Below are 13973 nucleotides of genomic sequence, written 5' to 3' on the forward strand. Positions count from 1 at the left end.
CGCCGGCGGTAGCGTCATCCCCACGCGGTACGCGAGGTGTCCGCCGTGGGCCGATGCGGTCGACCCGGCCGGCCGGGCACGGTTCGACGGTGTGGACGAGGGAAGTGACCATGGCACGGGCCGACATCGCGCTGGGTGCGGGGCTGGCGGCCGTGGTGCTCGGGTTGAGCCTGCTCGGGGTCGGGCCGGAAGGTCCCGAGGGGCCGCTGGACTGGGGCGCGGTGGCGTTGGCCGTCGCGCTCGGCGTGGCCGTGGCGCTGCGCCGGCGGTACCCGTGGCCGGTGCTCCTGGCGGCGAACGCGATCACGCTCACGTGGTTCCACCTGGACTACCACGGCCGGCTGGTGACGGTCGCGCCGCTGATCGCCTGCTACACCGTGGCCGCGCACCGCGGTTGGCGGGCCGGTGTCGGCGGCGCGCTGGTCACGGCGGCCACCACGGTGATCACGGTGGGGGTGACCATGGGCGGGGAGTGGTTCGGCGACCAGGTCGCCAACGCGATCCCGCTGGAGGCGGCGGCGACGGCGCTCGGCGCGGCCGTGCACTCGCACCGGGCGTTCCGGGCGGGTGCGCGGGAACGGGCCGAGCGGATCGCGCAGGCGAGGTCGGAGCAGGCCAAGGCGCAGGCGGCCGAGGAGCGGCTGGAGATCGCCCGGGAGCTGCACGACGTGTTCGGGCACACGATGGCGGCGATCAGCGTGCAGGCCGGGGTGGCGGTGCACGTGATGGGTCGTCGGCCGGAGCAGGCCGCCGAGGCGTTGCAGGCGATCAAGCGGATCAGCGACGACGGGTTGGCCGAGGTGCAGGTGCTGCTGGGCGTGATGCGGTCGCGCAACGTGCGGGCGCTCACCGCGGACGGCGGGTTGGCGCAGCTGGAGAAGCTGCTGGACGTGGCCGGGGTGCGGGTGGAGCTGTCGGTGACCGGTGAGGACCGGGCCGTGCCGGTGGCGGTGGACCTGGCGGCGTTCCGGATCGTGCAGGAGTCGCTGACCAACGTGCGGCGGCACTCGGACGCGTCGAAGGTGTGGCTGTCGCTGGCGTTCGGGGACGGGTCGTTGGAGGTCGTGGTGCGGGACAACGGGTCACCGGCCGGGTCGGGGTCGTCCGGGCCGTCCCCGGTCGGCGGTCACGGGATCGGGGGAATGCGGGCGCGGGCCCGTGCGCTGGGTGGCGAGCTGTCGGCGGGACCGGTGGCCGGCGGGTTCGAGGTGCGGTGCTCGCTGCCGACGCGGGAGGTCCGGTGATCAGGGTGCTCGTCGCCGACGACCAGGCGCTGGTGCGCGGCGGGTTCCGGGTGCTGATCGACAGCGAGCCGGACATGGCCGTGGTCGGTGAGGCCGGTGACGGCGGGACGGCGGCGGCGTTGGCGCGGGAGACCCGGCCGGACGTCGTGCTCATGGACGTGCAGATGCCGGGCGTGGACGGGTTGGAGGGCATCCGGCGGATCGTGGGCGACCCGGAGCTGTCCGGCGTGCGGGTGCTGATCCTGACCACGTTCGACCAGGACGACTACGTGGTCGAGGGCCTGGCCGCGGGCGCGAGCGGGTTCCTGCTGAAGAACACCGACCCGGCGCAGCTGCTGCACGGCATCCGGGTCGTGGCGGGCGGCGAGGAGCTGCTGTCGCCGGGGCTGACCCGGCGGCTGATCGCCCGGATGACCAAGCCGGCCGCCGTGGACCACGGGGTGTTCGACCAGCTCACCGCGCGGGAGCGGGAGGTCGTCGCGCTCGCCGCGCAGGGGTTGAGCAACGCGGAGATCACCCGTGAGCTGGTGATCAGCCCGGCCACGACCAAGACGCACATCAGCCGGGCGCTGGCGAAACTGGGTGCGCGCGACCGGGCGCAGCTGGTCGCGCTGGCGTACCGGCACGGGCTCGTCCGGCCGTCCTGAGTGTTGAACTCGGGGGTCCTGAACGTACGACACACGCGTTCTGGACGTAGGACTCGCGCGGTTAGTCCGTTATGGCCGGTTTGGCGATGACCTTGGCGTCACGGATGCGGACGACCACCTCGCCCGGGCCGCCGTTGCGCTCGGCGAACTCGTTCGCCCGGGCCGCGCCCATGTAGCGGGCGCCGATGCGGCCCGCCCAGTAGCGCACCTGCTCGGGGTCGTCGAGGACGTCGGCGCGGCCGGAGACGGTGACGAACGCGAACGGCGGCCGTTCGTCGTCCAGGCAGACCGACACCCGGCCGTCGCGCCGGATCGCCCTGCCCTTGATCGACCCCACCTGCGTGGTGAACACGAGCGTGCCGCCGTCGAGGTCCACCCAGACGGGTGTGACGTGCGGCGACCCGTCCGCGCGGACGACCGCGAGCTTGCCGGTCCGGGCGGGCGTGGCCGACACGAACTCGCGCCACCAGCCCTGGGGTGCGTCGCTGTTGCCCATGACCGCACACCGTAGGGCCATCCCATCCCTGAGGACGACCCGGTGAACGCCTAGGGGACAACTCAGGGTGAACACGGATTACTACAACCGAGGTAGCGACAACGATAAGACTGAAGTCGCACGCACGAGTCAACTACAGACCGATGTGCGGGACCCCGTGGATCGGGCAAGGTTCAGCCCAGTCCGGGGGATGTGTCGTCCAGGGGAGAAACCATGATCGAGGCTGTCGGCCTCACCAAGCGCTACGGGAAGACGGTGGCGGTGGACAACTTGTCCTTCACCGTCGAACCAGGTCGGGTCACCGGCTTCCTCGGCCCGAACGGCGCGGGCAAGTCCACCACCATGCGCATGATCCTCGGCCTCGACCGGCCGAGCGCGGGCAAGGTGCTGATCGACGGCAAGCCGTACGCGCAGCTCGACCGCCCGCTGCGCACCGTCGGCGCGCTGCTCGACGCCAAGTGGGTGCACCCCAACCGCTCCGCGCGGGCGCACCTGCAGTGGCTGGCCAAGTCCAACGGCCTGCCCGACCGCCGGGTGGACGAGGTGCTCGACCTGGTCGGCCTGACCAAGGTCGCCAAGCGCCGCGCGGGCGGCTTCTCCCTGGGCATGTCCCAGCGGCTCGGCATCGCGGGCGCCCTGCTGGGCGACCCGAAGGTGCTGCTGTTCGACGAGCCGGTCAACGGCCTGGACCCGGAGGGCATCCTCTGGATCCGCCAGTTCATGCAGGGCCTGGCCGCCGAGGGCCGCACCGTGCTGGTGTCGAGCCACCTGCTGTCGGAGATGGCGCTGACCGCCCAGGACCTCGTGGTCATCGGGCGCGGCAAGCTCATCTCGCAGTCCAGCACCACCGAGTTCGTGGAGCGGTCGACCGAGAACACCGTCCGGGTGCGCAGCCCGCACGCGGACAAGCTGGGTGCGATGCTCGTCGACAAGGGCTTCACCGTGCGTGAGGACACCGATGGCTCGCTCACCGTATCGGGTGCGCAGAGCGACGAGATCGGGGACATCGCGGCGGCGAGCGGCGTGGTGCTGCACGAGCTGAGCCCGCAGCGCGGTTCGCTCGAACAAGCATTCATGCAGCTCACCGGCGATTCTGTCGAGTACCACGCCGAACTCGCCGAGACGGGGAAGTGACCACCGATGACTCTGCTCGCCGTTGAACGGATCAAGCTCTTCTCCACCCGCTCGCCCTGGTGGTGCATGCTGCTGGCACTCGGGTTGACCATCGGCATCACCGCGATCATCGCGGCCAACTGGGACGGCTCGCCGATGCCCGTGCTGGGCGCGGTGTTCACCCACACGTTCGGGCTGTACGTGATCATGGTGATGGCCGCGCTCGCGGTCACCACCGAGTACCGCTTCGGCACGATCAAGTCCACGTTCCAGGCGGTGCCGGACCGCATCTCCCCGATGATCGCCAAGGCGGTCGTCGTGGTGCTGCTCTCGGCGCTGGTCGGCCTGGCCTCGTCGTTCGGGTCGTGGGGCCTGAGCTGGCTGCTCGCCGAGGACAACTCCGACCTCGCGCTGACCACGGCCAACGACTGGCGGCACGTCGCCGGCGTCGGCCTGGTGTTCGCGGCGGGCGCGCTGCTCGCCCTGGGCGTGGGCGCGCTGGTGCGGCAGACCGCGGGCGCGGTGTCGATCATCCTGGTGTTCGCGCTGGTGGTGGAGAGCGTGATCGCGTTCATCCCGAACATCGGCGACGACATCCAGAAGTGGATGCCGTTCACCGTGGCCAGCAAGTTCATCTTCGGCGACCCGGACGCGAGCGCGATCCCGGAGGGTGCCGGGCCGCCCGCGATCGGCGAGCTGAGCCCGTGGGGTTCGTTCGGGTACTTCGCCGCCATCGCGCTGGCCATCTACATCATCTCGCTGGTCGTGGTGAAGCGGCGGGACGCGTAACGGGAGCACCGCGTGACCGGAGTCGGGGCCGGTGCGCGTGGAGGGGGAAAGGGGGAGCTCGGGTCACCTTCGGGGGTGGCCCGGGCTCTTCTGCCATAGGTTCGCCACAGCGGTTGGATCGGACGGGAGATGTCATGATCGAAGCGACCGGCCTCACCAAGCACTACGGCAGGACGGTGGCGGTGGACGACCTGTCGTTCAGCGCCCAGCCGGGTCGGGTCACCGGGTTCCTGGGTCCCAACGGCGCGGGCAAGTCCACCACCATGCGGATGATCCTGGGCCTGGACGCACCCACCCGCGGCAAGGTCACCGTGAACGGTCAGGACTACCGGTCGCTCAAGCAGCCGCTGCGCGTGGTCGGCGCGCTGCTGGACGCGAAGTGGGTGCACCCGAACCGGTCCGCGCGGGCGCACCTGCAGTGGCTGGCCAGGTCGAACCGGCTCCCGGACCGGCGGGTGGACGAGGTGCTGGACATGGTCGGCCTCACGCAGGTCGCCAAGCGCCGCGCCGGCGGGTTCTCCCTGGGCATGTCCCAGCGGCTCGGCATCGCGGGCACGCTGCTCGGCGACCCCAAGGTGCTGCTGTTCGACGAGCCGGTCAACGGCCTGGACCCGGAGGGCATCCTCTGGATCCGCCAGTTCATGCACCGGCTCGCCGACGAGGGCCGCACCGTGTTCGTGTCCAGCCACCTGCTGTCGGAGATGGCCCAGACCGCGCAGGACCTGGTCGTCATCGGGCGCGGCAAGCTCATCTCGCAGACCAGCACCGCGCAGTTCATCAAGGACGCCACCGAGGACACCGTCCGGGTCCGCTCGCCGCAGCTCGACCGGTTGCGCGAGCTGCTGGACGGACGCGCCCGCATCGCCGAGGCCGCGGCGTCGGACGGCGCGCTCGTCGTGCACGGGGTGGAGGCGTCGTTCATCGGCGAGCTCGCCGCGTCGAACGGCATCACGTTGCACGAGCTGAGCCCGCAACTCGGTTCGCTGGAGGAGGCCTTCATGCAACTCACGAAGGAATCCGTGGAATACCACGCGGCCGAGTGACGACCGGTTCCCACCGGGAAGGCGGGAAACGGATTCGCCGACCGCGCGCACGCGTCAGAACCGGTCGTTGCGCCAGAAGTCGTCGGACGGCGGCGGGATTTCGGTGACGACCGGTACCGGCGCGCGGCGGATTCGGCTGCGCCTGGCCAGCAGCAGGCTGACCACCGCCACCACGGCACCCACCGCGGTCAAACCGCCGAACGCGACCAGCAGCCGGGTGCCACCGTCCACGTCGGAGGGCGGCGCGGCCAGACCTTCGTCCGATGTCGGCGGCGGCGCGGCCGACGACGTGGGCGGCGGCGGCGCGAGCGGGTTGCGCTCCACCGGCGGCACGTCGGCGGTCAGCGCGGCGACCGGGTCGACCTGGCCGAACCCGGTCGCGTGGTCCCGGCCGGGCGCCAGCAGGTCGGTCGCGGTGGCGATGAGCCGGTTCACCACGTTGCCCGCGTCCATCTCCGGGTAGCGGGCGCGCACCAGCGCCGCCGCGCCCGAGACCAGCGCCGTCGCCGCGCTCGTGCCGTCCACCTCGGCGTAGCCGGTGTCCACGACCTTCAGCGGCACGGCGGTCACGATCCGCTGCGCGGGCGCCGCCAGCACGGTCTCCGGGCCGGTGTTGGACTCCGGCCACACCCCGTTGCCCTTGACCGTGCCGGAGACCGCGATGACGCCCTTGATGTTCGCGGGCGCGCCCACGTGCTCGTCACCGTCGTTGCCGGTGCCGGCGACCACCACGATGTCGTGGTCGAACGCGTAGTTGACCGCCCGCAGCAGGTCGGGGGTGAGCGTGGCGAGCGAGGTCAGCGACAGGTTGATCACGTCGGCGCCCTGGTCGACGGCCCAGGTCACGCCCTCGGCGACGGACGCGGTGGTGAACTTGTCGCCGTCCGCGCCGACCGAGATGGGCAGGATCATCGCGCCGGGCGCCACTCCTAGCGCGCCGCCGTCCACCGCCCGGCCGGCGATCAGCGTCGCCATCGCGGTGCCGTGGCCGTCGTTGTCCTCGGTGCCGTCCGTGCCGGCCGCCGAGCCGAACCCGGTGCCCGGCAGCAGCGCGCCGGCGAGGTCGGGCCGGGTGTCGTCGACGCCCGAGTCGACCACCGCGACCACCACGCCGTCACCGCGCGTGGTGGCGTGCGCGGTCTGGACGCCCAAGGCGGCCAGGTGCCACTGCTGCTCCTCGATCGTCTGCGCCCGGGCCACGCCCGGGACCACCATCGCGATCAAGATCGCGGCGGCCACCGCTCTCCCCGTCACCCAATTCCCCTTGTGCTCGGGATCACAGATATTCCATCTCAATCATGTTTCACAGATCTGGATTCCGGCAAGCGGAGTAAGGCGTTCGTTAAGACGTCGTGAACTCCGGCACAGCCCCATGACAAGCGCTTCTGAACCGGGTCAGATGGAAAGCACGAATCGTGAGGTGGGCGCCTGCCCGCACGCGAATTCGGATACCCCCCGTCAAGGAACCCACCGGAGGTGAACCCGTGACGGTGCTTGATCCGGACCTGAACGCCGACCAGTCGGCCACCGGGTCGAAGGAGCTGCCACGGCAACGCGACCACGCCCTTCGCGTCGAACCGATGTTGGCGTTGGAATGGTCGCACGCGATCGAAGCGGCGGGAGGGGTCGGTGTCGCCGACTCACCCGCACAGACGCGTCGGGCTTGGATCCACAAGGCCGACGAGCAGCAAGTGCTCGCCATGTTCCGCGCGGTAGGCCCCGACGCACCCGCACCGTGGTGGCTCAGGGCCCTGGACCGGGGCAGGATCGCCTCGCGCGCGGCGGCGTTCGCCCTGGAGGACGAGGTGACCCGGTTGCTGGGCAGCCGACCGGGTTGGGTGTTCGTCCCCTGGGCGACCGAGGGCGAGGTCGGCTACTGGGAGTTCGTGCCGTCCGAGAGCGGCGTCTACGGCCCCGCCGAGCCGACCACCGTGCAGTTCACCGACCGGCACCCCGGTTTCGTGGACCTGCTCCCCGCGCACCGGGGCCCCGGTCAGCGCCAACCCATCGAGTTCACCCCCGCCGAGCTGCGTGAGCAGATCGAGGACCTGGAGAACATCGCTTAGCGCACCACCTAGGCTGTACGCCCGTGACGTCCAGCCACCAGCGACCGCCGCACCACCGATCCGTCGTCAGCTACGTCCAACGCGGCGAACGGATGACCGTGGGGCAGCAGCGCGCATGGGACCGCCACTGGGAGCGCTTGGGCCAGGAGGTCAAGGCGCTCCCGGCCGGTCCCGTGCACTTCGACGAGTGGTTCGGGCGCGAGGCGCCGGTGGTCCTCGAGATCGGTTCCGGGATGGGCGAGACCACCTCGCAGCTCGTCGCCGCCGCGCCCGACGTCAACTACGTGGCCGTCGAGGTCTACAAGCCCGGCCTGGCGCAGCTGCTGCTGCGCGCCGAGGCGCTCGACGTGACCAACCTGCGGGTCCTTCGCGGTGACGCGGTCGACCTGCTCACCGAGCACGTGGAGCCCGGTGCCCTGGCCGAGGTGCGGATCTACTTCCCCGACCCGTGGCCGAAGAAGAAGCACCACAAGCGCCGGCTCGTGCAGCCGGAGTTCGTGCACCTGGTGGCGACGCGGCTGAAGCCGGGTGGCGTGCTGCACCTGGCCACGGACTGGGAGGAGTACGCCGAGCAGATGCTCGCGGTGTGCTCGGCCGAGCCTCTGCTGCGCAACCGGTACGACGGGTGGGCGCCGCGGCCGGAGTGGCGGCCGGTGACCAAGTTCGAGCAGCGGGCGGTCGAGGAGGAGCGGATCAGCCACGACCTGATGTTCGAGCGGGGGTAAGTCACCCGACCGTGGCATAAAGTCACGGGTCCGAACGGACGATGCGGCGACTGCGCGTGGATTCGTCACCGGATCGAGTGGGATTTGTCGATCACCCGATGTGCCCCGTCTGGCAGTGACGCGTGACGCCGATCCGCAACTACGGTTGCCGCCCGTGACCGCAGTAGACAACGAACCGATAACGTTCGACGTGGACGCGGCGGAGGGCTTCCTCCGCATGTTCCACATCGCCCACCCCGAAGCCGGACCGGTCGGACCACGCCTGAACGAGGTCCGCGACGAGATCGCCGACACCGGCACCTACCGCCACACCACCCACGAGCTCGCCTACGGCGCGCGGATCGCGCTGCGCGACTCGGGCTGGTGCACCAGCGGCGTGCCGTGGCGCCGGCTCAAGGTCCGCGACCTGCGCGGTTTCCGCAACGCGGGCGCCGTCGCCGCCGAGTGCGTCGAGCACCTGCGCCTGGCCACCAACGGCGGCGAGATCCGCCCGCTGGTCACGGTGTTCGCGCCGGACACCCCGACCGCGCCGGGGCCGTGCATCTGGAACGAGCAGCTGGTCCGGTACGCGGGCTACGGCGACGGCACCGGTGACCGCCGCTACCGCGAGTTCACCGACGTCGTGCAGGGCATGGGGTGGCGGGCGCCGACGCCGACCGGCCGCTTCGACCCGCTGCCGCTCGTGGTGGAGACCGCGCACGAGGGCGTGCGACTGTTCGACGTGCCGCCCGACGTGGTGCACGAGGTGATGCTCGAACACCCCGAGCTGCCCTGGTTCGGCCGGCTCGGGCTGCGCTGGCACGCGGTGCCCGTGATCACGAACATGCGGCTGACCATCGGCGGCGTCACCTACCCCGCCGCGCCGTTCAACTCGTGGTTCGTCGGCTCCGAGATCGGCGCCAGGAGCCTCGCCGACGAGAACGCCTACGGCGCGGCCCGGCCCGTCGCCGAGGCGCTGGGTCTGGACACGTCCACCGAGCGCTCGCTGTGGCGCGACCGCGCCGTGGTGGAGCTGAACCGGGCCGTGCTGCACTCGTTCGACCTCGCGTCGGTGACCATCACCGACCACCACGCCGAATCGCGGCACCGGCTGTCGTGGCTGCGCTCGCGGCAACGCCACTCCGGCAACCGGCCCGCCTTCCGCCTCGACCCCTCGGCGGCCCGCCGTGCCCGCGCCGGCGGCCCCGCCCGCTTCGCCCCCGCCCCCGCGGAGACGACCCGCCCCCAGTCACCCGGACGCCTCGCCGAACTGCTCCGGCGGCGCGTCGAAGGCGTCGGCGGCTGAGCGCGGTCCCCGATACGCCTCGTAGCCGTCCGGTCAGCGCTCGGAATCGACCAGCACGCCCGACAACGCCATCAGGACCAGCACCAGCAGGCCCAGCACGGCGCCCGCCCAAGTAGCGACCACTCCGAACATGGTGTTCCTCCCGTTCCCCGACTCACCACTCAAGAGTCACCCCGGGATTCGTCATCCGACATCGGCCACTGGTGTGTTTCCGCAGGCGTTCGGGTCAGCCTTGCGGCTGACGGCCCACCCGACCCGGGTCGGACGCGCCCCGCCGCGCGACCACCTACGGTGAGGTCCCGTGGAGAGCACTCACCTCGGGTGGCGGCCCCTGCTCCGCCGCCAGTGGCCGCTGGCCTGCGCCCTGCTCTTCTTCGTCGGCGGCGAGTTCCTCGGTGAGGTCGGCTGGTGGCACGTCCCCGGCGAGGTGGTCGTGTGCGTGCTGGCCGTGCTCGCGCCCCGGCGCCCGTTCGACGCCGCGCTGACCGCCGCGGCGGCGGTGCCGGCGAGTTCGGTCGTGCTGCGCGTGGCCGGTGTCGCGCCCGTGACGCCGATGCTCGGCGGCCTGGTGGTGGCCGAGGTGGCGGCGCTGATGGCGATCGTCGCGGTGGTGGTGCGGCAGGCGCCGCCGGTGCGCGCGGTGACCGGGGCGGTGCTGCTCGTCGCCGTGTCGGTGGTCGCCGCGCTCGTGCGGCCGGAGTACCGGTCGCCGTACTGGCCGGACGACTACGACGGTCCCGGGTTCGGCGCGCAGGCGGTGTTCGGCGGGGTGCTGCTGGCGCTGTCGGTCGGCACCGGGCTGTACTTCCGGGCCCGCGACCGGGAACGCGCGACCGCCGTGCGGGCCGAGGTCGCGGCGGCGCAGCACGCCGAGCGCATGGCGCTGGCCCGCGAGCTGCACGACGTGATCGCGCACTACGTGACCGGGATGGTGGTGCACGCGCAGGCGGCGCAGGCCGTGCCGGCGGCGGCGCGGGAGGCGTTGCCGATCATCGTGCGCAGCGGCAACGAGGCGTTGACCGAGATGCGCCGCCTGGTGGGCACGCTGCGCGGCACCGACGCCGACGCGCCCACCGCGTCCAGCGACCTGGCCGATGACGTGCGCGGGGTGGTGGAGCGGTCCGGGCAGCCCGTGCGGCTGCACGTCGACCTGCCGGAACCGGTGCCGCCGTCCCTGGGCCGCTCGGTGCTGCGGTTGGTGCAGGAGTCGTTGACCAACGCGCGCAAGCACGCCGAGGACGTGTCCTCTGTGGACGTCTCGGTGTCCGTTTCGGACGGTGTGGTGCACGTGGTGGTGGCCGACGACGGGCGGGCGCAGAGGACGGCGCCCGTCGGCGGCTCCGGCGGTTACGGGTTGGTGGGCATGCGCGAGCGGGTCGAGCTGCTGGGCGGGCGGTTCAGCGCGGGTGCGCGCGCCGGTGGTGGCTGGGAGGTGCGCGCCGCCCTGCCCGTGACGCGGTGACCCGCCTGGCCGGTGGGTCGACCGCACCGCGGTCAGCCCGCGGTGGGGTGTGAGGCGGGCAGTTCCGCGGGCAGCGGGTAGGTGAAGGACTGCGCCGGGTCGAGCGCGCCGAGGTGCCGGTCGGCGACCGGGCGGCGGGCACGGTGACCACCCCGGTCCTGGTCGGGGATCGTCGGCCGGTAGTCGCCGAGCCAGGTGGTGACGTCGCCGGAGAGCCGGGCGTTCTCCTCGTGCAACTGGCGCACCTGGTGCTCCAGCTCGGCGATCCGCGCCTCCGCGTCGCGGTGCACCCGGACCACCGTCCACAGCAGCTCGTACGCGCTCGACTCCCGGTCCGGCGCCTCGTCCTCGTCGGCCGCGGGGTCGGGTTCCCAGCCCTCGGGGACCGGCAGCCCGTACTTCCGGGCCCATCCCGGGCCGCCGATCATCGCGGTGGTGATGTTCTCGACCGACGGGTCCAGCCAGCGCGGGCGTGGTCCGTCCGTCTCCTCGCCGGTGACGAGTCGGTGCAGGTGGCGGGCGGTCGCCAGGACGTCCTGCACGTGTTCGGGGTGGACGGCGGCGTTGATCAGGTCGACGAGCCGGCTCCACGGCGGCACGGTGTCCGGCCGCGCCTGCGCGCCGATCCAGCGCGTCACCTCGGCCCGCACCGACCCGAGCGACCGGCCCTGCGCCCAGTGCCCGGGTGTTCGCGCGGCACGCCGGAGCACCCGCCGGTACGCGGTGCTCATCCGGCCCTGGTCGTCCACCAGGTGCACCAGCAGGAACAACGCGAGCCACCGACGTTCCCGGGACAGGTCCGGCTCGGAGAAGTCAGCCTCCGATCGCAGGACCGCCGCCGCGGGCTCACCCCTGCCGCGCCGCTCGCCGGGTTGGCCACTTGTACCGTTACGAGCCACTGTCACTCCTTCGCCGGATCAGCGGGACCACCACCTCTCCCAACGTTTCGGAGATTACGTCCATCCGGCGGGTGAACACCGCCCGAGAAGGTCAAACCCACTGTTCGGGTTACGGGGTGACGCGTGCACCGCCACGTTGTGTGTCGCTCGATCGAGTGCGGCAGGATCGGGGTATGTCGCTGCGCCTGCACGCCCCCGTCGTCCTGCCCTGCGATCCCGCCTGCACCGTCCTGCGTGACGCCGTGGTCGACGTCGTCGACGGCCGGATCACGCACGTCGGCGCGGAGGCCGACGCGCCGGAGTTCACCGGCGAGGTCCGCCGGCTGAGCGGGATCCTGTTGCCCGGCCTGGTGAACGCCCACGCGCACAGCCCGATGGTGCTGCTGCGCGGGATGGGCGGCGACCTGCCGCTGCTGCGCTGGCTGCGCGAGGCGATGTGGCCGGCCGAGGCGAAGATGAAGCCGTCCGACATCCGGGTCGGCATGCTGCTCGGCGCGGTGGAGATGCTGCGCAACGGCGTGACCACGAGCGCGGAGATGTACTTCCACGGCGAGCAGCTGGTGGACGCGGTGCTGGCGGCCGGGTCGCGGGTGCTGTTCGGTGCGGCGATCATGGACCTGCCGGGGATGCCGTGGCGGCCGATGACCGACGAGATCACCCGGTGGATCGACGCGGACGGGCTGCGGTTCGGGCCGGACGAGCGGGTGGAGCTGAGCTACGGGCCGCACTCGGCGTACATCCTGTCGCCGGAGGCGCTGGGCGAGATCGCGGGTGAGGCGCGCGAGCGCGGGGCGTTGGTGCAGGTGCACGTGGCCGAGTCGCCCGAGGAGGACGTCGAGCAGCGGGCGTCGCACGGTTCCGTGCCGCGGTTGCTGGAGCAGGCGGGCGTGCTGGGCGGGCGGGTGCTGTCGGCGCACTCCGTGCACCTGTCGCCGGAGGACGTCGCCATCTACGTCGAGCACGGGGTCGGGATCGCGCACTGCCCCGGGTCGAACACCAAGCTGGCGTCCGGCATCGCACCGCTGCGGTCCTACTTGGACGCGGGCATCGCGGTCGGCTTGGGCACGGACGGGCCCTCGTCCAACGACGACCTGGACCTGTTCGAGGAGGCCAGGTTGGCGGCGCTGCTGGCGCGGGTGACGTCGCAGGACGCGACCGCGATGCGGGCGGCGGACGCGTTGCTGCTGGCCACGCGCGGTGGTGCGGCGGCGTTGGGCCGGGACGACCTCGGTGCGTTGGAGCCTGGTCGGTGGGGTGACGTCGTGCACGTGGACGTGGACGACCCGGCGTTCGCCACGGGCTTGGACGCGCCGGACGAGCAGGTGCTGGCGAACCTGGTGTGGGCGTCGGGCACGCGCCGGGTCAAGGACGTGTGGGTGGCGGGCAAACAGGTCGTGGCCGACGGTGAGACGACCAACGTCGACCGGCGTGAGGCGCAGGCCGGCGTGCGCGAGGTGGCGGCCCGCCTGCGGTAGGTCAGCGGGGGCGCGGGCGGACGACGATCTCGGTGAAGTGGGCGTCGTCGCCCGCGTTGACGGCGGTGACGACGGCCTGGGCGACGGAGTCCGGGTGCAGGTAGAGGTGCGGCTGGTAGTCGCCGTTCTCCTGCGCGCGGACGCCGCGCTGCATGTCGGTGTCGACGCGTCCGGGGTGGACGGACGTGACGCGGAGGTCTTCTTCTTCGGCGCGCAGAGCGTCACCGAAGGCCCGCAGCGCGAACTTGCTGGCCGCGTAGACGCCCCAGTCGGGATTCGCGCGCAGGCCCGCGCCGGAGTTGATCAGCACGACGTGGCCGCGGTGGGCGCGCAGCAGCGGAAGCGTCAAGCGGGTGAGCTCCGCGACCGCGACCACGTTCACGTCGAGGGTGCGGCGCCAGACGTCGGCCGTGGCCTCGGCGAGCGGGCCGAGCTCGGCGATGCCCGCACTGTGCACGAGGACGTCCAGGCGGGTGAGCTCGGCGGTGGCGGCGGCCAGCGCGTCGGCGTCGGTCAGCTCCACGGGCCACGGGCGGGCGGAGTCCAGCGACCCGGCCAGCTCTCGCAGCGCTTCCTCATCCCGACCACCGAGCAACAGGTCGTGCGTCGGCGCGAGCACCCGCGCCACGGCCGCGCCGATGCCGCGCGAGGCACCGGTGATCAGAGCAACGGGACGACTCATGCCTCGACCCTAACCAACCACCGCCCGCGACGTGCCCTACCGGGCAA

At 72.2% G+C, this 13973-nt stretch carries 14 protein-coding genes; 10 read left to right on the forward strand and 4 right to left on the reverse strand.

Going from position 1 to position 13973, the window contains the following annotated elements; all coding sequences use genetic code 11:
- Positions 1-110 precede the first annotated feature (110 nt).
- Positions 111-1244: a sensor histidine kinase gene (locus tag B0I31_RS15800; protein ID WP_146173857.1), complete on the forward strand. Its 1134-nt coding sequence runs from the start codon at positions 111-113 to the stop codon at positions 1242-1244.
- Positions 1241-1891: a response regulator gene (locus B0I31_RS15805; protein WP_106616550.1), complete on the forward strand. Its 651-nt coding sequence runs from the start codon at positions 1241-1243 to the stop codon at positions 1889-1891. Before B0I31_RS15800 ends, B0I31_RS15805 begins: the two co-directional genes overlap by 4 nt.
- 61 nt (positions 1892-1952) lie before the next feature.
- Here the strand turns inward: B0I31_RS15805 and B0I31_RS15810 are convergent, their stop codons facing one another.
- A complete protein-coding gene (locus B0I31_RS15810; RefSeq protein WP_106616161.1) occupies positions 1953-2387 on the reverse strand; it encodes a PPOX class F420-dependent oxidoreductase in 435 nt (144 codons plus the stop codon).
- A gap of 213 nt (positions 2388-2600) precedes the next feature.
- Between B0I31_RS15810 and B0I31_RS15815 the strand changes: the two genes are divergently transcribed.
- The 3 genes from B0I31_RS15815 (at position 2601) to B0I31_RS15825 (ending at position 5332) form a co-directional block, all read left to right on the forward strand.
- Positions 2601-3521: an ABC transporter ATP-binding protein gene (locus tag B0I31_RS15815; RefSeq protein WP_106616162.1), complete on the forward strand. Its 921-nt coding sequence runs from the start codon at positions 2601-2603 to the stop codon at positions 3519-3521.
- A gap of 6 nt (positions 3522-3527) precedes the next feature.
- Positions 3528-4289 (forward strand): hypothetical protein, encoded by a 762-nt coding sequence (locus B0I31_RS15820; RefSeq protein WP_106616163.1) that lies wholly within the window; start codon positions 3528-3530, stop codon positions 4287-4289.
- A gap of 134 nt (positions 4290-4423) precedes the next feature.
- Positions 4424-5332 carry an ABC transporter ATP-binding protein gene (locus tag B0I31_RS15825; RefSeq protein ID WP_106616164.1) on the forward strand — a complete coding sequence of 303 codons (909 nt, stop codon included), beginning with the start codon at positions 4424-4426 and terminating at the stop codon, positions 5330-5332.
- 54 nt (positions 5333-5386) lie between these two features.
- Here B0I31_RS15825 and B0I31_RS15830 read toward each other — a convergent pair whose 3' ends face one another.
- Positions 5387-6586: a S8 family serine peptidase gene (locus B0I31_RS15830; protein ID WP_245949959.1), complete on the reverse strand. Its 1200-nt coding sequence runs from the start codon at positions 6584-6586 to the stop codon at positions 5387-5389.
- 230 nt (positions 6587-6816) lie between these two features.
- Here B0I31_RS15830 and B0I31_RS15835 point away from each other — a divergent pair, with 230 nt between their 5' ends.
- The 4 genes from B0I31_RS15835 (at position 6817) to B0I31_RS15850 (ending at position 10870) form a co-directional block, all read left to right on the forward strand.
- Entirely contained in the window at positions 6817-7398 is a 582-nt protein-coding gene (locus B0I31_RS15835; RefSeq protein WP_106616165.1) for a hypothetical protein, read from the forward strand.
- 92 nt (positions 7399-7490) lie between these two features.
- Positions 7491-8123 (forward strand): tRNA (guanosine(46)-N7)-methyltransferase TrmB, encoded by a 633-nt coding sequence (gene trmB / locus B0I31_RS15840; RefSeq protein WP_219910742.1) that lies wholly within the window; start codon positions 7491-7493, stop codon positions 8121-8123.
- Between the two features lie 154 nt (positions 8124-8277).
- Positions 8278-9408, forward strand: coding sequence for a nitric oxide synthase oxygenase (locus tag B0I31_RS15845; protein WP_245949962.1), 1131 nt, complete (start codon positions 8278-8280; stop codon positions 9406-9408).
- A gap of 301 nt (positions 9409-9709) precedes the next feature.
- Positions 9710-10870 (forward strand): sensor histidine kinase, encoded by a 1161-nt coding sequence (locus tag B0I31_RS15850; protein WP_106616167.1) that lies wholly within the window; start codon positions 9710-9712, stop codon positions 10868-10870.
- Positions 10871-10902: 32 nt separating this feature from the next.
- Here B0I31_RS15850 and B0I31_RS15855 read toward each other — a convergent pair whose 3' ends face one another.
- The gene (locus tag B0I31_RS15855) at positions 10903-11769 is read right to left on the reverse strand and encodes a hypothetical protein (RefSeq protein WP_146173858.1); all 867 of its coding nucleotides are present in this window, start codon (positions 11767-11769) and stop codon (positions 10903-10905) included.
- A 173-nt stretch (positions 11770-11942) separates the two neighbouring features.
- Here B0I31_RS15855 and B0I31_RS15860 point away from each other — a divergent pair, with 173 nt between their 5' ends.
- Entirely contained in the window at positions 11943-13244 is a 1302-nt protein-coding gene (locus B0I31_RS15860; protein WP_106616169.1) for an amidohydrolase family protein, read from the forward strand.
- A gap of 1 nt (position 13245) precedes the next feature.
- Here the strand turns inward: B0I31_RS15860 and B0I31_RS15865 are convergent, their stop codons facing one another.
- Positions 13246-13926 (reverse strand): SDR family oxidoreductase, encoded by a 681-nt coding sequence (locus B0I31_RS15865; RefSeq protein ID WP_106616170.1) that lies wholly within the window; start codon positions 13924-13926, stop codon positions 13246-13248.
- Between the last annotated feature and the right edge of the window lie 47 nt (positions 13927-13973).

The sequence above is a fragment of the Saccharothrix carnea genome, assembly GCF_003014735.1.
GTDB lineage: Bacteria > Actinomycetota > Actinomycetes > Mycobacteriales > Pseudonocardiaceae > Actinosynnema > Actinosynnema carneum.

Coding starts and splice junctions, on each gene's coding strand:
- B0I31_RS15860 (WP_106616169.1), top strand. CDS start 11,943: ATGTCGCTGCGCCTGCACGCCCCCGTCGTCCTGCCCTGCGATCCCGCC.
- B0I31_RS15865 (WP_106616170.1), bottom strand. CDS start 13,926: ATGAGTCGTCCCGTTGCTCTGATCACCGGTGCCTCGCGCGGCATCGGC.
- trmB (WP_219910742.1), top strand. CDS start 7,491: ATGACCGTGGGGCAGCAGCGCGCATGGGACCGCCACTGGGAGCGCTTG.
- B0I31_RS15810 (WP_106616161.1), bottom strand. CDS start 2,387: ATGGGCAACAGCGACGCACCCCAGGGCTGGTGGCGCGAGTTCGTGTCG.
- B0I31_RS15800 (WP_146173857.1), top strand. CDS start 111: ATGGCACGGGCCGACATCGCGCTGGGTGCGGGGCTGGCGGCCGTGGTG.
- B0I31_RS15815 (WP_106616162.1), top strand. CDS start 2,601: ATGATCGAGGCTGTCGGCCTCACCAAGCGCTACGGGAAGACGGTGGCG.
- B0I31_RS15825 (WP_106616164.1), top strand. CDS start 4,424: ATGATCGAAGCGACCGGCCTCACCAAGCACTACGGCAGGACGGTGGCG.
- B0I31_RS15820 (WP_106616163.1), top strand. CDS start 3,528: ATGACTCTGCTCGCCGTTGAACGGATCAAGCTCTTCTCCACCCGCTCG.